The sequence below is a fragment of the Herbidospora mongoliensis genome (genome assembly GCF_001570545.1).
In the GTDB taxonomy this organism is placed as follows: Bacteria; Actinomycetota; Actinomycetes; order Streptosporangiales; family Streptosporangiaceae; genus Herbidospora; species Herbidospora mongoliensis.
In genome coordinates, this window is the sequence record NZ_BBXD01000020.1 from 19,778 (window position 1) to 38,554 (window position 18,777).

At 68.0% G+C, this 18,777-nt stretch carries 18 protein-coding genes and 1 tRNA gene; 7 read left to right on the forward strand and 12 right to left on the reverse strand.

What is annotated here, in order from left to right:
* Positions 1–3 precede the first annotated feature (3 nt).
* Positions 4–1,695, forward strand: a complete 1,692-nt coding sequence (locus tag AW272_RS29425; protein WP_066372042.1) for an AbeC-like domain-containing protein — start codon at positions 4–6, stop codon at positions 1,693–1,695.
* Positions 1,692–2,531, forward strand: coding sequence for a 5'-methylthioadenosine/S-adenosylhomocysteine nucleosidase family protein (locus AW272_RS29430; RefSeq protein ID WP_066372043.1), 840 nt, complete (start codon positions 1,692–1,694; stop codon positions 2,529–2,531). The genes AW272_RS29425 and AW272_RS29430 overlap by 4 nt, the downstream gene beginning before the upstream one ends.
* Here AW272_RS29430 and AW272_RS29435 read toward each other — a convergent pair.
* Positions 2,515–3,204 (reverse strand): sulfotransferase family protein, encoded by a 690-nt coding sequence (locus AW272_RS29435; protein ID WP_169807657.1) that lies wholly within the window; start codon positions 3,202–3,204, stop codon positions 2,515–2,517. The two genes, AW272_RS29430 and AW272_RS29435, sit on opposite strands and share 17 nt — an antisense overlap.
* A gap of 830 nt (positions 3,205–4,034) precedes the next feature.
* Between AW272_RS29435 and AW272_RS29440 the strand changes: the two genes are divergently transcribed.
* The gene (locus AW272_RS29440; RefSeq protein WP_157518868.1) at positions 4,035–4,640 is read left to right on the forward strand and encodes a hypothetical protein; all 606 of its coding nucleotides are present in this window, start codon (positions 4,035–4,037) and stop codon (positions 4,638–4,640) included.
* On the opposite strand, the gene AW272_RS42640 is transcribed toward AW272_RS29440, so the two are convergent.
* The 3 genes from AW272_RS42640 to AW272_RS29450 all read right to left on the reverse strand — a co-directional run bounded on the left by AW272_RS42640 (position 4,641) and on the right by AW272_RS29450 (position 6,897).
* A complete protein-coding gene (locus AW272_RS42640) occupies positions 4,641–4,964 on the reverse strand; it encodes a hypothetical protein (RefSeq protein WP_157518869.1) in 324 nt (107 codons plus the stop codon). It lies immediately after the preceding gene.
* Between the two features lie 74 nt (positions 4,965–5,038).
* Positions 5,039–6,427 carry an LVIVD repeat-containing protein gene (locus AW272_RS29445; protein ID WP_066372046.1) on the reverse strand — a complete coding sequence of 463 codons (1,389 nt, stop codon included), beginning with the start codon at positions 6,425–6,427 and terminating at the stop codon, positions 5,039–5,041.
* Positions 6,428–6,480: 53 nt separating this feature from the next.
* Positions 6,481–6,897 carry an SsgA family sporulation/cell division regulator gene (locus AW272_RS29450; protein WP_061295511.1) on the reverse strand — a complete coding sequence of 139 codons (417 nt, stop codon included), beginning with the start codon at positions 6,895–6,897 and terminating at the stop codon, positions 6,481–6,483.
* A 447-nt stretch (positions 6,898–7,344) separates the two neighbouring features.
* Between AW272_RS29450 and AW272_RS29455 the strand changes: the two genes are divergently transcribed.
* The 3 genes from AW272_RS29455 (at position 7,345) to AW272_RS29465 (ending at position 8,703) form a co-directional block, all read left to right on the forward strand.
* Positions 7,345–7,416 (forward strand) — tRNA-Val (locus AW272_RS29455).
* A 258-nt stretch (positions 7,417–7,674) separates the two neighbouring features.
* Complete coding sequence (locus tag AW272_RS29460) at positions 7,675–8,145, forward strand: hypothetical protein (RefSeq protein WP_157518870.1); 471 nt, start codon at positions 7,675–7,677, stop codon at positions 8,143–8,145.
* Positions 8,146–8,442: 297 nt separating this feature from the next.
* On the forward strand, positions 8,443–8,703 hold the full coding sequence (locus AW272_RS29465) for a hypothetical protein (RefSeq protein WP_066372051.1): 261 nt from the start codon (positions 8,443–8,445) through the stop codon (positions 8,701–8,703).
* A gap of 632 nt (positions 8,704–9,335) precedes the next feature.
* Here the strand turns inward: AW272_RS29465 and AW272_RS29470 are convergent.
* Positions 9,336–9,989: a response regulator gene (locus tag AW272_RS29470; RefSeq protein ID WP_066372053.1), complete on the reverse strand. Its 654-nt coding sequence runs from the start codon at positions 9,987–9,989 to the stop codon at positions 9,336–9,338.
* Positions 9,986–11,128 (reverse strand): sensor histidine kinase, encoded by a 1,143-nt coding sequence (locus AW272_RS29475; RefSeq protein ID WP_245657783.1) that lies wholly within the window; start codon positions 11,126–11,128, stop codon positions 9,986–9,988. The genes AW272_RS29470 and AW272_RS29475 overlap by 4 nt, the downstream gene beginning before the upstream one ends.
* A 164-nt stretch (positions 11,129–11,292) precedes the next feature.
* Between AW272_RS29475 and AW272_RS29480 the strand changes: the two genes are divergently transcribed.
* Positions 11,293–11,784: a DUF6326 family protein gene (locus AW272_RS29480; RefSeq protein ID WP_066372055.1), complete on the forward strand. Its 492-nt coding sequence runs from the start codon at positions 11,293–11,295 to the stop codon at positions 11,782–11,784.
* Here AW272_RS29480 and AW272_RS29485 read toward each other — a convergent pair.
* From AW272_RS29485 to AW272_RS29510, 6 genes are all read right to left on the reverse strand, one after another.
* Positions 11,750–12,904, reverse strand: coding sequence for a sensor histidine kinase (locus tag AW272_RS29485; protein ID WP_066372057.1), 1,155 nt, complete (start codon positions 12,902–12,904; stop codon positions 11,750–11,752). The genes AW272_RS29480 and AW272_RS29485 overlap by 35 nt on opposite strands.
* A gap of 5 nt (positions 12,905–12,909) precedes the next feature.
* The gene (locus tag AW272_RS29490) at positions 12,910–13,599 is read right to left on the reverse strand and encodes a response regulator transcription factor (protein ID WP_218011117.1); all 690 of its coding nucleotides are present in this window, start codon (positions 13,597–13,599) and stop codon (positions 12,910–12,912) included.
* Positions 13,600–13,681: 82 nt separating this feature from the next.
* A complete protein-coding gene (locus tag AW272_RS29495) occupies positions 13,682–14,956 on the reverse strand; it encodes a cation:proton antiporter (protein WP_066372059.1) in 1,275 nt (424 codons plus the stop codon).
* A gap of 4 nt (positions 14,957–14,960) precedes the next feature.
* Positions 14,961–16,238 carry a cytochrome P450 gene (locus AW272_RS29500; protein WP_066372061.1) on the reverse strand — a complete coding sequence of 426 codons (1,278 nt, stop codon included), beginning with the start codon at positions 16,236–16,238 and terminating at the stop codon, positions 14,961–14,963.
* Complete coding sequence (locus AW272_RS29505) at positions 16,232–17,245, reverse strand: alpha-hydroxy acid oxidase (protein ID WP_066372063.1); 1,014 nt, start codon at positions 17,243–17,245, stop codon at positions 16,232–16,234. Before AW272_RS29505 ends, AW272_RS29500 begins: the two co-directional genes overlap by 7 nt.
* Positions 17,245–18,765 (reverse strand): NAD(P)-binding domain-containing protein, encoded by a 1,521-nt coding sequence (locus AW272_RS29510; protein ID WP_066372065.1) that lies wholly within the window; start codon positions 18,763–18,765, stop codon positions 17,245–17,247. Before AW272_RS29510 ends, AW272_RS29505 begins: the two co-directional genes overlap by 1 nt.
* Positions 18,766–18,777 lie beyond the last annotated feature (12 nt).

Genomic DNA, 18,777 nt, shown 5'->3' on the forward strand with positions numbered 1-18,777 from the left:
GTGATGCACACCCTCCGTCTGAACACCGCGACTCGCCACCTCTGCGCAGGGGTGTACCTCGACCGCGGTTTCCGCACCAAAGTCCTCCACAAGGTGCACAACGACACGCGGCACATGATCGCCCCGTCCTACGGGTTCGATCTGGTCCCGGTCGTCCGGCACGCCTGGCGCGCGTGGATCCTGGAACACGCGCAGCACGTCGCGGTGGTGCTGGTGGTCTCCATCGGCTTCGCGGCCAATCCACCGGCGGTGGTCGGCATCGGATGCGTGCTGTGCGTCGTGACGGTGGTTCGCCTGGCGGCTCGCCACGGCGTCCACCTGGCGCGCCGCCAGGCGAAGGTGGCCACCGACTCCTTCCTCCACCGAGCGATGTGGCGAAGCACCACCGACGCCCTGCGGCAGGGACGGCGCGTGATCTGGCTCGGCGGGTGGGCGGTGCTGGGGTTGTTGTCGGCGCCCTTCCTGCTGGCGGGCGTACAGGGAGTGCACCCGGAGGCGATGGTGCGGACAGTGATCCTGCTGGTCGCTCTGCTCGCGGGCGTGGTCGCCATCCGTGCGGCGCTCACCCAGTGGTGCATGAACGCCATGCACCACGCCGATCCACTTGACGACACCCCCACCACCGTGCGGCTGGCCGACATAGCCGCGCAGCAGTATCACCCGGTGGTCGTCTATCGGAGGCCCGAGCCACCCACCCCTGATGAGGCCGATGAGCTCCGGCTGCCCCGGTGGCGACTCGGCGACGAGGAGGAGGAAGACTTCTTCGTCGGGGCCGGCCTGCTCGTGCACCGATGGATGCCGCCCCTTGCGATTCAACTCCGCGCCGAGGAGGACGAGGAGGAGTCCTCCTCTCCTCGTTTCCGAGCCAGCGAACTCGTCGCCCACCTGCGGGGCACCATGGCTCCTCTCGGTGCCGCCGACGACCCGACGTCACTCCCCGGTTTCCAGATCCGTGACCGCCTGTTCGTGCCCGAGGACGACGTGGCCGAGAGGCCTTCCTGGTTGTGGGAGGACCTCGACCAGACCGAGATCGACGCCGCCGTCGACAGCCCCTACGGCCTGCTGCACCACTACCTCGAGATCAGGACGAGCGCGACCGGTGAGATCGTCACCACGGTCTTTCTCCGGGTGACCGTCAAGGGCCGCACCCTCAGCCTCGACTTCGCGGCGACCGCGCTCACCCGCACCCCGAGGGAATTCCAGATCCTCGACGGCCATGCCGAGTCTGGAGCCGGAGCGGTCGTGCGTGCCCTGCTTCGGGCGCTGGCCGGCCTCCCCGCCGAGGTCGGCGCGGCGTACCGGCTCGTCCTCGCCCCCTGGACCCTGCTGCGGGCCTGCCTTGCCGGGCGGAACGGGTTGGTCCGGCCGCGCCGGGGCCGCACGGTCGGTCCGATCCTCAGCATCCGGACCGAGCGCGCCACCGACTGGGAGAACAAGTCGGAGTTCGACGAGGTCACCATCCAGGACCACGTGAAGTTGATCGAGCTACGGCTGCTGAACTGCACCGAGACGTTCTTGAAGAAACGTGGTCTGGACGTGTCGGGCTTCAGCAAGCGCGCGGCCAGCATCATCAACGCCGGAATCCTCAACATGGGCGGGCGGGTCGACGTCAAGGACTCTGCCGTCGGGCCCAACTCGCAGTACCGCCATGACGTCAGGGACGACAGCAGGGCTGAAGAAGGAGCGCACGGATGAACAGCGGCATCGCCAATCACGGTGGCACGGTGAACGTGAACCACAGTGCCGTCGGCCCCAACGCCGTCTATCACGGGAGCGGCCGGTCCTCCCGCCCGGAACGGCTCGCCGATCTCGGCGTCATCACCATCAAGCCCTTGGAGACCCAGGCCGTCCGAGACCGGCTCGGTCTGGTTCCGCGACGCTCGGGCACGCTGCGCTTTCACGAGGGCACCGTCGAAGGCGCCCGCGTCGCCGCGTTGCAGACCCTCGCCCAGGGCAACCGGTCGATCATCATGGCGTGCCAGAACATGCAGCGGATCTTCAACCCGCCGGTGATCGCCCTCACGGGCATCGCCGGGGGCATCCACAAGGACGTCGAGATCGGCGACGTCGTCATCGCCACCAGCGTCGTCTACTACGACCTGCGCAAGATGACCACCAGCGGGACCAATCACAGGTCGGACGAGAAACCCTCGTCGGCGCACGTCGTCAACGCCGTCAACGACTTCTTCGTCGACGAGGGCGAACCTGCCGTGATCTCCGGATTCCGCGTGCACCCGAGCCCGATAGGCTCCGGGGAAGCGGTGATCGCCGAGGAGGAGTCGGAGATCGTCCGGCACCTTCAGGCGTACAACGACAAGATCCTGGCCGTCGACATGGAGGCGGGCGGGTTCACCCAAGCCTTCTACGAGCAGGCCGGCGACCACACGGCCCAGGGTTGGGTGGTCGTCCGTGGCATCTCCGACCGCGCGGGCCCCGATCGCCACTACGGCCAGCACGAACGGGCGGCCACGAACGCGGCCATCGCCCTGAGGAGACTGCTGCCCTACTTGGTGATCAACGCCCCCGGATGAGCAGCTTCAGTTCCCGCCACGGCTGCCGCCTGTTGAAGTCGATCCGGTCGTTGACGTGGGGAAACGGCACGTCCGGGACCGGCACGCCGAGGAACCGGCACAGCGGCTCCCACCCCTCCCGGCACTCGAACACCAGCAGCCGCTCGGCCGGAATCGTCGCCCGGACCTCCTCGATGTGCCGCCGGAAGACCTCGATGCAGTGGTCCCGGTCGTCCAGCCGCCCGTCGAACACCCGGTCGGCCACCGTCGCACGTGCCATCTGGGGGAACAGGGCGAACTCGGGCACCCGCCGGATGACCAGCCGGTGCACCATCCGCCGCCACCACTGCCCGGGCTCGTCGGTGTCCATCCGGCGGTGGAAGATGGTCTCCTGGGCGCTTTCGTACCAGCGTTCCGGGTCGCGTACGGTCAGGATGACCTTGGCGTCGGGATAGTGGTCGGTCAGCTCGCGCCAGTAGGAGACGGCGGGGAAGTCGACCGCCGACCTGAACCCCTGGAAGATCACGTCCCAGTCGGTGGTCTTCCCGTCCCCCACGTCGAGCCACTGCCGCACCCGATGCGGCACCTCGATGATGTCGGCCATGTGGTAGCACGGGCCGAATCCCAGCCGCTCAAGAGCGGCTTTCAGGGATAGGGTGCCGGTTCGCCCGAACCCGGCGCCGATGACGTCCACGAGCAGCCTCCACGGTGGTTGTCCCAAGATCGTCACCGATTCTCGTCAGACCATCCGGAAGACACGCCGCCCGAGGGCTCGTCAGGCGCGGGCCTTGTAGCGGTAGTACGTCTGCGCCGCGTCCGCCAGCGAGGACATGATCCAGTAGTTGATGCCGCCGCCGCCCACCGCGCCGACGACGTGCTTGTCTCCCATCTGCGCCGCCACCTTGGCCCCCAGGTTCGGCGCGACCGTCAGCATCGCCTGCGCCGCCAGCTTCCCCGGTCACCTTCGCGGCGGCCTTGCCCGCGCCCTTGCCGCCGACCTTGCTCACCAGCGCGCCCGCCGACGTGCTGATGATCTGCACCGCCACCGCGTTGGCGAACCCCATCGCCCCCAGGTGTTGGACGCGAGCGCCACCATGCCCGCCCCGCTCCGGAGTGGCCGCGCTGCCGATCGCGAGCACCTCGCCGAGATCGGACTCGGAGATGGCGTGCGACCACAGCGCCAGCACGTTCGCGAGATCGGTGCGCGAGTCGACGGTCACGCCCAGTTTCTCGAACACGACGATGAAACCGTTACCCGCCTCCGCACTTGGACGTTTGCCATAAATGTCGGAGGTTCTTCATCGATAGGCGAGTGTCCGGAATTCATTCAGGTCCGAAACGGCGCTGCTTCCCATCCCGACCGAATGTCATCACCATGTAGTGGAATGAATGAATGATCTGATTTGACTACAGCCTCAGAAACGCCGCATGATCTTCCGGGCGTTCGACTGACGCCACAAATGCCGGGATTCGGGCGCTGACTGGATCTCGCGAAAAGGATCATCGGCGGCCATAACGGAACACATGGACCATTGGGTTGGCGTGGCGGCGATCCACGCCGTCTCGGTCGTGCTGGCGTCCGTGGCGATTCTGCCCCCGGAGACCACGCCCGCCGACGTGATCTCCGGGGAGGGGCCGGGCACCGTCCCGGTGGTGTCCCGGGCCGCGGGTCTGCTGGAGGTGACCGTCTCGGATGAGAACGGCTACTTCGCCCTGAGCGGCATCGGCGACACCGGCGACACCGGCGTCCAGAGCCTGCCCTATGCGGCCGGCCCCTCGCCCTTCCACGGCACGGCCGTCTACAACATCGGCCAGACCGACAACCTGGTGCGCTTGAAATTCGAGGGGGACGGAAAATGGACCGTGAAATTCCACCCGCTGTCGGCGGCGGCTCCCTGGCCGGAATCCGCGTCCGGCGTCAACGACCGTGTTTTCCGGCTGCCGACCGGAATCACCACGGCCTTCGTGCGCACCGACGACTCCCTCAGCGTCCTCGACGGATACGGCAGAATGATCGACTCCTACTACCAGCCCGGTGGCCCTTTCGGTGACAAGGTGACGTTCCCGAGAGAGGCCGGCTACGTGCAGATCCACGCCAAGAAGGGCTGGGAGATCAGCCCGGCCTCGTGATCAAGCCAGCCAGAGGCCATCGCGCCGGTGGCGGGGATCACCGAACTCGATGTCGGCCTCCACGTCTGCTCGGAGGAATTGAAGAGCCGTTCGGGCCGTCACGCGGTCGGCCGCGCGGCGGCGCCGGTGGGATTGAGCCGCCCAGTTCGCGATGAACCCACTGTTGTCATGGCGTCCGAACAGCCGAACGACAACCGTGCGGTATACCCTCGACGGCGCCGAGTTCGACCGCAGTGCGGCCGCCGAATAGCGCAGCGTGAAAATACCGTGACTGGACTCGTGTTTGCGATGTTTCGGCGGGACATGGTGGATGGTGCGAGACATGCGAGACCCCTCGGCCCCGCCAGTATTTCTGGCGTGGACCTAATAGTCCGCACCGGTGAAACGGCCGCTCATATTCAGTAACTCCGCTGGCTCTGCACGTTGAGTTCGGGCATCTTCACGCTCTTGGCCGGATCGGTCAGCGGGTCGTTGATCTCCAGAATGTCCAGGCCCTTGGTGATGTCGCTGGAGTAGATGAACCCGTTGTAGTAATACGCCGACCACGATCCGCCCAGGTCAAGCCCCGGTCGAAGCGGTCCCCGCTCGAAATAGGCGATCTCGCGGGCGTTGGCCGAGTCGGTGAAGTCCCACACGGAGACACCGCCCTGATACCAGGCCTGGACCATGATGTCCTTGCCCTTGACCGGGATCAGCGATCCGTTGTGCGCGACGCAGTTCTCCTTCGAGGTCTGTTCTCTGGAGATCTTGAAATAGCCGCGCCGCTGGAGGGTGTTCTCGGGCGTCAGGTCGTAAATGGCGTTCGCGCCCTTCTGCTTCCCGGCCGCCCGGTTGCAGGTCGCCGAGGTGCCGCCGCCGAGTTCGTCGCTGAACACCAGTTTCGTGCCGTCGTTGTTGAAGGTGGCCGAATGCCAGACGGCGAAATTCGGGTCCTGTACGACCTGGACCACCCTCGGCACCAGAGGATTGGAGATGTCCATCAGCACGCCGTCCCCGAAACAGGCCCCCGCGGCGAGTTTCCGCGCCGGATACACGGTGACGTCGTGGCACCCGCGCGGATCGATGAACTTGGCGCCCTCCTCGATGGGCCGCTGCCCGAAGACCGGCGGCATGGCGGCCACCCGGGCCTTCTCGGGAGCGTCCACGGGCACCTCGATGATGTCCATGGCGGCGTGCGGGGGCGGACAGGTCTCCGAGTCGGGGATCGGCCCGGAGGAGGCGACATAGACGTACACGGTCTTCTCGCCCGGCAGCACCGCATGGGTGTGCGATCCGCATTCTGTACGAATCGAGGTCACATACTTCGGCCGCGCCTTGTCGGAGACGTCGAAGATGCGCACGCCCTCCCACGACTGGGCGGTCCCTTCTTCACCGGGACCGGCCGCGCAGGATTCGCCGTCTCTGGGAAAATCGACCGAGAGGAAGAGAAGATCCCCGGTGACCGAGATGTCGTTCTGGCCGCCCTCGCATACCGTACGAGAAACAACAGAAGGCTTTTCCGGGTCTGAGATGTCGACGATGGTGAATCCGGCGTAATTTCCGACGAATGCGTAATCGCCCTGAAAGGCGAGATCAGTGCCCCAGTCCTGGTCGCCGTCGAAAGGCGCCTCGAAGGGGACGTTGGCGACAACCCTGATGTTGTCGCTGTGGTCGATCGCATCGACCGCCAGCCCCGGCGCGGGCGCCGAGGTCGCCGCCTGTGGGGACGCCTTGGGAGGAGTGTCGCCGTCAGGAGAACACCCGACGAGCAGGAGGGCCACCACCAGGGCGCCGAAGATCCGCCTCATGGGGGAACGCTATGGCACGGATGCCCCGGCTATGTGGGGAATGCGTAACGGTTTCACGAGCTCCAGAGCATGTTGGTCAGCTCTTCGTCGAGATCCATGAAATCGACCTCACGCCCAGCAGGCACGAGCTCGTAGGTGCGGTGGAGGAACTCGGTCAGCGGCGCCAGCGGCACCTCGAACAGAGCCTGCCCGAACGGCGAGGTCAGGCTGATGTGCAGCGTGCGCTCCCCGTCGGACCGCGCCGGCCACACCTGGACGTCACCATCACCCACCCGCCGGACGATGCCCACGGTCAGCAGCTCACGCGCGAAGATCCACTCGACCGGCTCGTCGTTGCCGACGTGGAAGGCCATGCGAATGGCATAGGGATCTTCAGCGGTGTAGCTCAACCCCGCCAACAGCGGGACGGTCGTGCGGTCTGGGACGACAAGCCGAAGGCCCAGCTCGGCAGAGACGGTGGTGCTGTTCATCGTCAGCCAAACCTTTTCGTCGTCGGGACCCCCTGCGGGGCTTTCACTGCTCAGACGGACCACGTCCCGAGCTATGACGCGGAACGAAGAAACCTTGCAGGGAAGATTCCGCTGTCAGGCCGTTCTGTAACACACAGCGCAGCCGAACATTTTGGCATCTACCTGCGCAAACACCTTAGATGACCCGGTGTTTGCGATGGTTTTGCGTGTCCTCCGAGACGTGGATGGGCTTCAGGTGGTGCTTATTGGTCGAGTGTGGAGCATCACGATGCTATGCCAACAGACCGCCACGCCGCCCGTTCCTGGAGAACCTTTCGATGACGATGCGGGGACAGAGCCGAGACACTGCGGGTACTCCAGGGGTTCGGCCGACGCATCGCTTCGCGTGGAGGGGGCGGAGTGGGGTATGGTTCTTGCTGTCGGACCCCACAGGGGAACGACGATCCCGGGCGATTAGCTCAGCGGGAGAGCGCTTCGTTCACACCGAAGAGGTCACTGGTTCGATCCCAGTATCGCCCACTCTGGAGAGGGAGACCTGTGGTTAGCGGCTTTGCCGCTTTCCCGGGTCTCCTTCGTCGTTTACCCGGGGGGACGACCCCCCGAACCCCCCGATGCGAGAGGGCTGTCGCCCCCTCGCGCACCCCCTGGCCGCTGTCGCATCCTGGCGTCGCTCTGCTCCGGGTCGCTGCGCTCCTTGCGAAGGGCTCCGCCCCTCGCGCTCCCTGGTCAGGCCTCGCTTTGCTCGCGTGGTGCTCGCTTCGCTCGCGAATCTCATCCATGGGTTGGATTCGTCGGAGAAGGGCTTCTTGTGGTTGTCCACAGCCGGGGGCGACGCACCTGTATCACCTGCTGGAATCAACCCTTCTCACCGAGGGCCTCGACGACGAGAACGACCTGTGGTCGATGGGATTCAGCGCCGCGTGGGTCCAGGGAACGGACATCACCGCCGTCGCGCCCCACTTCTCGCTCGACCTGACCACGCGTGCCCCGTGCCACCTGAGCGAGATCCTCGATCACAACATCGATGACGGTTCGGTATGGGTGGCCCAGGCCTGCGGCTGGATCGGAGTCCTGCCCGGCAAGTCCGACGACGCGTTCCTGCGAACCCTTTCCGCCGGGGGCGGGCAGGCCATCGGCCTCGCGATGAACATCGTGACAACGCCCGTCTCGGCTACGCCCGCGACGGGCGGACCGTCGTCTCCGCCGACCCGCGAGGCCTCGAAGACGAGGCATTCGGCGACCGCCTGATGGAGGGGCTGCGTTTCGAGCTCAGCGACCCGGACGCCGACGAAGATACTTGGGATCGGATGAGAGCATGAGCTCGGGCCTGGAGCTCATCGGGCGGATCACGGGAACCGACATCGCCGCCGACTGGTTCGAGGCGCGTCACTCGCGCTACAGAAGGTCTCTCGATGACGGTTCACATCTGACTTCCCGCCTGGGTGAGGTCGCCGGTTCTCCCATTTGTGATCAAGATGGATGCTGCTAAGTTCGCCAGTCGTGGCGGTGCGAGGTGGGGGAGTCATTATGGTGAAGATGCGACGCGTGGCTCCTCTGCTGGTCGTGGCATTGGTGGCCGTTCCGGCACTCACCACCGCTGCCCCACCGGATTGCCGAATTCCGCCATTCACAGATGCCGAGTACCTCGCGAGGCAGGACTGGATCATGGAGGAGTTCGGAAAAGAGCAGTATGATGTGGAAACCCCGATCGTGAAGACAATCGGTGACAGCAAGCCGGGGGTGGTGCCGGCCATCGGGGTTGAGAGATTAGAGCCGGACGGCTGTCCCGATCTGAGTGTTTCTTGATCTCCCCGCAGGCAGACTGGTTACTTTGGTGTAAATCGATTTGAGAAAGAAACTGCCCTGGGTGCTATTGTAATCTTCGAACCGGGCAATGATGTGAAGATTGGCTATCATTTGGTCGAGATGGATATCTCTCGACCAAATGGCATGTTGAGCACGCGGGACTACGCCGAGCAGATGCTCCGCATTTCCGATAAGAGCGTCGGACTCGAAGCCTACTTCCAGATCGGTCTGACCGACTGTCTCTGTCGCTCAGGCTGATCTCGCTTCGCTCGGGAATCTCATCGCTTCGCCTCACGTGTCGGATCCACCGGAAAAGGGCTACTGGCCAGAGGCAGGCTGCGAGGCGATGAACCCGTTGGTCGGGACGCTGCCAGCGCATTGCACATGGGGCCGAAGCGACATGTGGTCTACCGGTTCGCGTTGGGTAGTCCCCATCGAACCGAGGCGCTGGACCTCTACTTCGAAGGCCTGCTTCCTGAGAAGATCCCCGAACGCCGACCGACCGTCGCTCCTGTCGGCATGAGCCCGTGCCAGTCCCTCTCTGCTCGGGCGCCGCAGATGGCGTGCACTCGACTCACGTGGGGGTGTGCCGCAGCCCTGTGGCTCGTCGCCTGACACACCCGCGATGGACGTCACGTGACGCGGTTGGTCTGGTAGGCCCACAGTGCGAGTTCGACGCGGTTGCGGGCCCCGAGCTTGGTCATGAGACCGGTGAGATGGAACTTGACCGTGCTCATGCTGATGTGCAGGTCCCGTGCGATCTCGGCATTCGTCCTGCCCCGCGCGACCTCGGCCAGCACGTCCTCCTCCCGGTCGGTCAGGGCCTGGATCGGCTGGGCCGGTGCGGCGGCAGGGCCGCTGGTGGCCAACGTGGCGAGTAGCCTGCCGGTGATGGCCGGGTCGATGAGCGCGTCGCCCTGTACGGCGGCGTGGATCGCTTGGACCAACTGGTCCGGTTCGGCGCCCTTGAGCAGGAAGCCGCGGGCGCCCGCCTTGAGGGCTCCGTAGATGTACTCGTCGGTGTCGAACGTGGTGATCACTACTACTGCGATCGGATCAGGGACTTCTGGTCCGGCGAGCAGACGGGTGGCTTCGATGCCGTCCAGGACGGGCATCCGGATGTCGAACAGGCACACATCCGGCCGCAGGCGAAGGGCGAGGGCGACGGCCGCGCGTCCGTCGGCTGCCTGCCCGACCACCTCGATGCCGGGCTGACCGTTCAGGATCGTTGTCAGTCCTGCCCGGACGATGCCCTGGTCGTCGGCGATGAGGACGCGGATGGTCATGGCGCGGCGCCTCGGCGGGGGAGGACGGCCCGGACGACCCAGCCGCGATCCGGATTCGGTCCGGCGGTGAGCGTGCCACCGAGGAGCGTGATGCGTTCGGTCATGCCGACCAGCCCGAATCCGGACGGACCGGAGGCAGACGCGATGCGGACGCCGTCGTCGCTGACTGTCAGCTGGACATCGGTGGCGCTGGCGGTGACCTCGACTCTGACTCGGGTCGCCTGCTGGGCGTGGCGCTGGGTGTTGGTGATCGATTCCTGCGTCACGCGGTAGAGGGCACCCTCGACGGCCGGCGGGAGGTTCGTCAGGTCACCGTGCAGTTCGACGTCGATGCGCAGCGCCTCGGTGCTGTCGGCGGAGATGCCTTCGATATCGGCGATCCGGCGCTGGGGAACCAGCGGCGGTTGCTGCCTGCGGTCGCGTAGTGCGCTGACCATCGTGCGCATCTCCGCGAGGGTCCGGGCCGCCTCGCGGTCGATGGTTTCGAGGGCTTCTGTCGCTCCGCTCAGCGACGATGACCTGGCGAGGAACAAGCCTGCCTGGGCCTGGATCGCGATCGCGGAGACGTGGTGTGCCACGGTGTCGTGCAACTCCCGGGCCAGCTGTTCGCGTTCCTGAAGCTTGGCCTGCACGATCAGCTGTTCGCGGGCGATGGTCCGGTAACGGACGGAGGCCCCTAAGGCGGCGGCGAAGAGCAACATGCCGATCGCGGCGGTCGTCTCGGCGAATCCGGGGAAGTCGACGCTGACGATGGCGACCAGTGCCACCGCGATGACCGCCATCCCGATGGCCGCGTCGCGGCCGGCACGCCAGCGCAGAAGCGAGTAGGCCAGGACGAACACCACCCATCCGCTGTGCAGGACCACTGGTTCGGTTCCCGCGGCGAACGTGGCGACGTCGAGGATCGCGAACCCGCCGAAGGCGAACACCACTGCGGGCAGCGGATAGGCCCGTCGGACCAGCACCGCGAGCGCCAGCCCACATCCGAACGCCACGGCCACCGGTCGCCAGACCAGGTCTCGGAAGGCCGCTTCGTACCCGAGCACGGTCAGCACCAGCGCGGCGAGGGTCCAGTCGCGCCAGGTGTACGGCGACGGGCGCCGCACTGCGGCCCACAACGTCGTCGCGGCGTTCGACACGACAGCCACAGTAGCGATCGGGCATGCCCCGCGAACCCGCCACACGACCAGCCGCCTCCCTGGCCGATGAGCCAGGGAGGCGTCGGCCACAGGACTCGGGCGCCCGGTCGCCGGTGCGGCTGACACTGGGACCGGCCACCGCTTCGCTACTGGGAGACGACCCCGTGAACACAGATCAGGCAGGCGAACTTCTCGACACCAAGATCGACGTCAAGGTCGTGCTCTGCGGCTTATGGGTCACCACGCTGTTCGTGTTCGCCTACGTCGACATCTTCGGCTTCTACCGCGCTGATGTGATCAACGGAGTGCTCGGCGGCGAGGTGTCCGGCCCGGGGTTCGCGATCGATCAGAGGTTCCTTGTGCTCACGACGCTGTACATCGTGGTCGCGGCGTTGATGACTGTCTTCTCGCTGCTGGCCCGGGCGCGGGTCAATCGGATCGCCAACATCGTGGTCAGCCTGTTCTACGTGGTGACCGCGGCGACCTCGCTCATCGGTGAGACGTGGCTCTACTACATCGCCGGGACCCTGATCGAGATAGCGCTTCTGCTGGTCATCACTCGCGTCGCCTGGACGTGGCCGACGACACGTGATTCGTCGATCCATCGTCAAGAACTGTCACTCAGAGGACCAGGACCCGGTCGGCCGGCAGGATGACCGTGAACGTCGCCCCCTCGCCCGGACTGCTGCGCACAGTCAGCATCCCGTCGTGCCCGTCCACGACCTCCTTGACGAGGGCCAGCCCCAGCCCGAACCCGCGGCTCTCCGTCACCCGCCGGTCGAACAGCCGCATCGGATCGCCCGGGTTCAGGCCCGCGCCGTCGTCGGCCACGGTGAGCCTGACCAGGTCCTCGGACGTCGACAACGTGATCCGGATGTGCCCGCCGGGGCCTGTATGGGTCAGCGCGTTGTCCACCAGGGACGACAGCACCCGCCTCAGTGCCGTCTCGGCGCCGCTGACCACGGCGGGGCCGTTCTCCCGGTGTACCTCGATGACGACGCCCCGCGACTCCGCGCGGGCCGATTCCGCCTCGGCCAGTTGCTCGGCCAGGAGGGCCAGGTCCACCGGGCGTCTCAGGCGGTCGCTGAGCAGGAGGTCCTCGACGACCTCGCCTAATTCGCGGGTGGCGATCACCATTCTGTCGACGTCTTCCATGGGGAGTTCGCCGCGTCTCAGGCGGATCGAGACGAGCTGGGCCCGGGTGTGCAGGCGGGCCAGGGGAGTGCGGAGTTCGTGGCTGACGTCCTCGGTGAAGCGGCGCTGGCGGGCCAGGGCCTCGCCCAGGGGGGCGATGGCGCGGCGGGCGGTCAGGTGGCCGATGCCGGCGGCGGCCAGCAGGGCGGCCAGTTCGGCGACGATCAGGGTGTGCAGGAGGCGGCGGCGTTCGGAGGCCTGGTAGCGCAGGTCCAGCGCGGCCTGGCGGATGACGTCGCCCCGGCGCTCGGTGCGGACCATGTAGTCGAGGCCGCCGATCTCGATGCGGTCGACCCTGACTCCGCCGTCGCGGGTGACGTCTCTGATGGGGGTACGCCACGGGAACGCCTCGGGCGTTCCTGGGGAGGTCAGCACCGACTGGCCCCTGACCTCGACCAGCCACAGGCAGGGGGGCGGAAAGGCGATCGAGGCCCGCTGGACGGCCGAGTCCAGTTCGCGGCGGGCGGCCGAGTCCTGCTGGCCGGCCATCACGCCGTAGACGAGGACGCCCATCATCAGCAGGAGGACCGCGATGGTGCCGGTCACCCTGACGGTCACCCGGCGCCTGGCCCGGGCCAGCATGGCGTTCACAGGGCGCCCAGGCGGTAGCCGACGCCGCGGACGGTTCTGACCACGCCTGCGCCGAGTTTGCCGCGCAGGTAGTAGACGTAGGTGTCGACGATCGACTCGGTCGAGGCGCCGTCGAAGACGCCGCGGCGGAGTGAGGACCTGGTGTGCACGTGTCTCGGGCGGCTCGCCAGGGCGCGCAGCAGGCGGCACTCCTGGCCCGACAGCGGGACCTGCGCGCCGCCCGGGAGCCAGACCGCCTGGGCGCCCAGGTCGAGCCAGGCTGCGCCGAGCGGGAGCAGTTCGGCGTGGTCGGTGTGGCGGCGGTGGAGGGCGCGTACACGGGCCAGGAGTTCGTCGATCTCGAAGGGTTTGACCAGGTAGTCCTCCGCGCCCGCGTCGAGGCCGGCGACGCGGTCGTGGAGGGTGCCGAAGGCGGTGAGGAACAGCGCCGGGACCGTGACGGCCCGGCGCCGGAGGCGGCGGATCAGGTCCAGGCCGTCGACGGCGGGCAGGCCCCGGTCGACGATCATGGCGTCGTAGGGCCTGCTGAGGGCCAGGTGGAGGCCGCGCTGGCCCTCCAGGGCGTGGTCGACCTCGTAGCCGTGGTCGGTGAGCACCTCGACCAGGAGGGCGCCCAGTTCACGGTCGTCTTCGATGAGCAGCAGCCGACGGGAGTGCGGGTCGGCGGTTCCCGATGTCCCTGCCACGGACATACCGTGTCACTCCGGTCACGGAAATTCCAGAGGCCCTCTGCCGCCACCTGCGAGGGCACCACAAAATAAATGAAAGTTACACCAACTGGTCCTCCCGGTCCCGTTCGTCGGTCGGTTCGAGGCGCGCGGGCAGCGCGAGCTGGTAGAGGGGCATGGCCGCCGCCGTGGTGATGACGGCCACCAGGACGAGCATGGCGAACACCTCCTGGCCGATCATGCCGTGGGTGAGGCCGATGTTGATGAAGATGAGGATCATCAGGCCCCGGGCGTTCATCAGCGCGCCGACGGCGTACGACTCGCGCCACGAGAAGCCCATGGCGCGCATCGACAGGGCGCAGCCGAGGTACTTGCCGACGAAGCCGGACCCCAGGATCAGCACGAACGCCAGCAGCATGGCGCCGCCCGCGATGCCGTCGAGATGGGTGTTGAGGCCGGAGAAGGTGAAGAAGATCGGCAGCAGGAGGGTGGTGACGACCTCCATCATGCGGCCGTGGAGGGCCTCCCTGAAGGCGGGGTCGCGGGGCATGGCCAGACCGGCGATGAAGCCGCCGAACACGGCGTAGACGCCGATCCAGTCGGTCAGCCAGCCGCCGGTCAGCGGGACGAGCACGGCGATGTACATCATCGCGGGGGTGAAGACGCCCGTCCGGGCGAAGCGGGCGCCGAGGGGACGCAGCAGCGGGGCGACGAGTTTGAGCATGACCACGGCGAACAGGGCGGTCAGCGCTATCGTGCGGACGGCGCCGCCGGTCCCGGTGCCGAGGTGGAGGGCGGTCAGCACGGCCAGCAGGCACCATGCCACGGCGTCGTCGACCGAGGCGGCGACCAGGGTGATCCGGCCGAGCGGGGAGTTCTGCAGGCGGCGCTCGTACAGGATGCGGGCCAGCATCGGGAACGCGGTCAGCGACAGGGCGCCGCCCAGGAACAGGGCGAACTCGAAGCGGCTGACCTCGCCGCCCGACAGGCTTCCGTACAGGAGGAGACCGACGCCGAAGCCGAGCGCCAGCGACGGCACGAAGCCCGACAGGGCCAGCACCCCGGCCCGCCGCACCTGACCGGGGCTGCTGGCGCTGTGGTCGAGGCCCGCCCCAACCAGGAACATGTAGAGGGTCAGTCCGATGGTGCTCAGGACGTACAGGATGGGCTTGATCTCGGCCGGGAACAGGGTCTGCTGCGCGGCCGGGAACAACCAGCCGAACAGGGTCGGGCCGAGCAGCACGCCCGCGACCATCTCTCCCAGCACCCTCGGCTGGCGCACCATCAGCGCCAGCCGGCCGCACAGGGCGGAGGCGGCGAGGATGACGACCAGGGCGGGCAGCACCTTGAGCACGAGTTCGAGGTTGGCGTCCAAGTGATCACCTGTCTCCGAAGTGGCGGGCGCAGAGGGCCTGCCGGCGGGCGTCCCAGACCATGTATCCGCCGAGCACGAGCTGGACGAGACTGCGCCAGACGTCCTCCCAGCGGTCGCGCAGCCGCATGACGCGGGTCCGCCAGGCGGGCGGGCGGGTGCCGGCGGGGGTCAGCAGGCAGGGTCCCCGGTTCGGCAGCGAGCGGGTGTGCCGGGCCGTCGAGGTGAGCTGCCACGTCCGCAGCAGCTCACGGAAGACGGCGCGCAGCGCGATCGGGGCGACCCGCCAGGCCGGGCAGGGCCGGTTGGCGGCGATGCCGAACGGGATGTGGTTGAGGTCGCGCACGCCGTGTTCGAACCGCGACGCGTCGAACCGGTCGGGGTCGGGGAATCCGGCCCGGTGGAAGTCGGGGTAGCTGAAGCAGAGCACCGACCCTTCCGGGATGTCCGGCATGTCTCCCCGGGTGATGCGGTGGGCGACACCGAACAGCGGATAGAGCCGGAAGGTCTCGTTGATCACCTGGTCGAGGAAGCGGTCGTCCCCGGTACGGGCGGCGGCCTGCACCTCCGGGCGGTGCGCGAGCACCATGCCGATGTGCGCGGTCGCCTCGGCCATCTGGACCACGGCCGTGTTGAAGAACACACCCTGCAGATAGAGCGCCTGCTCGCGGGGGGTGAGCCCCTCCGGCAGCGGCCGGCGGACCCCGTCGAGCCGTGACTCCAGATAGTCGGTGAGCCGGTCGCGGCGGTCCATGTGCCGCAGGCCGGTGCACTTGAGCGCGGTGACGACGTCGTCGGCGTTGCCTGCGATGAGGTCGCGGGCCTCCGGCGGGCACTCGGTCCCGAAGACGAGCCCGTAGGAGAACTCGGCCCAGATCGGCATGGCCAGGTCGCGCAGCCGATAGGTGGCCTCGGCCCGGCGGGCGCAGCGCGCGGCCAGTTGCTCGACCTCGGTCTTCGACACGGCGAGGAACCCCCGGGTCGCCGCGGCGACGGCGTCGTAGCGTTCCCCGGGTTCGAGGTGCTCCTGGTGCAGGTCGGCGCCGGGAGACAGCCAGTACCAGAACAGATCCGACAGCACCGCGCCCTGGCTGCGCCCGGACGCCGCCGGATGCGAGTAGACCTCCCGGAACCGCTCGACCGGCACCTGCGGCCCCGGCACGGCGATCGCCTCCTGGCCGTTGACCCGCTCGAACACCAGCAGCCGCAGCGCCACGATCCGGCCGGGCAGCCACCACGGCAGCGTCGCGAACACGACGGCGGCGACCAGCGCGAGCGTCAGCATCGCCGCACCACGCTCGGGTCGAGCGGGCTCCCTGTGAGGGCCATCGCGATCTCGATCTCGGTACGGAACCAGCGCAGCACCTCGCGCACGCCCGCCTCCCCGTCGGCGGCCAGCGCCCAGAGGATCGGCCGTCCGAGGAGCACCGCCTGCGCGCCCAGGGCGAGCGCGGCGACCACGTCGGTGCCCCGCCGGATCCCGCCGTCGAGGGTGACCGGCACGGCTCCGACCAGCGCGTCGACGATGCCGGGGAGCAGGTCGACCGCGGCCGCCGTCCGGTCGAGCTGACGCCCGCCGTGGTTGGAGACCATGATCAGGGCCGCCCCGTGCCCGGCCGCGAGCCGCGCGTCGGCCGGATGGGTGACGCCCTTGACCGCCAGCGGCATGTCGGTGACCTCCCGCAGCCGGTCGAGATGCCCCCACGAGATCTCCGGAGAGAACTCGATCGGCCGCACCGTCTCGCCGTCGCGGAGGTTCTCGCAGGCCAGCCCCTCGGGCAGCTCGCGGAACCCGTTGTGCAGGTCACGGGGCCGGGTGCCGAACACGGGCGAGTCGGCGGTGACCACCAGCGCCCGGCAGCCCGCCTTCTCCGCCCTGGCCACGATGCGCTCGGTGAAGGCCATGTCGGGCTGCACGTAGAGCTGGAACCAGAGGTCGGCCCCGGTGTCGGCGAGGGCCTCGATCGGGGTCGTCGAGGCCATGCTGACGATCATGACCGTCTCCTCGGCGGCGGCGGCCCGCGCGGTGGCGAGTTCCCCGTCCGGGCAGGCCAGCCGGTGGAAGGCGGTGGGGGCGATCAGCAGCGGCAGCGAGGCGCGGCAGCCGAGCAGGGTCACCGCCGGATCGGGCGCCGAGCCGGACAGCACGCGCGGGGCCAGGCGCAACCGCGCGAACGCGGCCTCGTTCTCGGTGACCGTGCTCTCGTCGCCCGCCCCTCCGGCGAAGTAGTCGTAGTGCGCCTTCGGCAGGCGCTCCCGTGCCGCCGCCTCGAAGCGCGCCAGCGGGGACATCAGACCCGCCGGGCGAAGAAGGCCCGGAGAGGTTCCAGGTGGACGTCAGGGGAGGTCCACTCGTTCTCCAGGTTCTCCGTCACGTGGTGGACGGACGTCTCCCCGTCGGGGCCGTGGTGGCGGACGACCGGGTGGAGATAGTGGCCCTCGTCGGCGCGTTCGGCGTCGCTCTGGCGGATGCGGCCGACGGTCACGTCGAAGGGGTCGGCCTTGTCGTGGTCGGGGCCGTACTCCAGGGTGATCGTGACGTGGGAATCGGCATCGATCGGCAGGTCGATCGGGCGTTCCTCCAGGTAGCGGGCGCCGCCCCGGCCGTCGAGGGCGATGACGTCGGCGATCACGCCGAACTGCTGCCAGAGCGCCGAGCTGCGGTTGACCCGGTCGAGGACCGCCTGGGCCATGGCCTTCGGGTCGGCGCCGATCTCCCTGGCGGGCCAGGGGGTGCCGTGGTGGCGCTCCTCCAGGATCCGGTGGAGGGCACGGGAGCCGTACCGGAAGCCGTGGATGAAGCCGCTGGTGCCGCGCTTGAAGTCGCGCGACTGGGTGATCGTGCCGGCGAAGTACATGCCGGGGACGTTGACCGACTCGTAGGCCGGGGTCAGCTCGGGGAAGCGGCCGCTGAAGTGGAGGTCGGGGCGGCAGGTGTCGTCGAAGACGCCGGTGTCGAAGCGGAAGCCGGCGCAGACGATGACGCGGTCGTAGGGGATGTCCTTGGTCACCTCGTCGGCCCGGATGAAGGCGACGGTGACGCGGTAGGTGCCGTCGTCGCGGCGCTCGATGTTCCTGATCTCGCCGTCGAGCAGGGCGTTCTGGGACTTGAGCTGGTAGGTGTCGAGGAAGTTGTTGTTGACCGCGCGCAGGTGGCCGACGTAGTGGGTGCGCCAGGCCATCTTGATCGAGTGCGGACCGGCGACGTGGACGACGGCGGCGGTCGCGACCAGGTTGTCGGCGGTCTCGAACGCCGAGTTGCCCTTGCCGATGATGAGCACCCGCCGGTCGATGAAGTCCTCGGGGTCGACGGAGACCTCGCCGTACTGCTCGGCGTGTTCGATGCCCGGGATGTTCGGGATGTTCTCCCGGCTCACGCCGGTGGCGACGATCAGTCGCCTGGCCTCGCGCACCACCCCGTGGCCGTCGGTGACGGTGAAGCCCTCGGAAATTCTGGTGACGGTCTCGGCGCGGGCGCCGTACACGACATCGAGGCCGGTCGCGTAGTCGGCGAGGTAGCGCACCATGTCCTCGGCCGTGGGGAAGTAGCGGTCGCTGTAGCGGGTGAACAGCAGCTCCGGGTCGTCGGAGAGCAGGCTGTTCCAGTCCATGCGGAGGTTCAGTTCGGGGTCGTCGGTGCCGTTGTACTTCTTGTTGATCGAGATGAGGGTCCGGTGGCGGGGGAAGGTGGCGAAGAACGTGCCCGGTGCCGGGCCCGCCTCCATGATCGTGTACGACCTTCCGGCCGCCCCCAGAGACCTTCCCATCTGCAGACCGGCCGGTCCCGCGCCGATCACCAGGTAATCCAGCATGCCCCCAGTGTT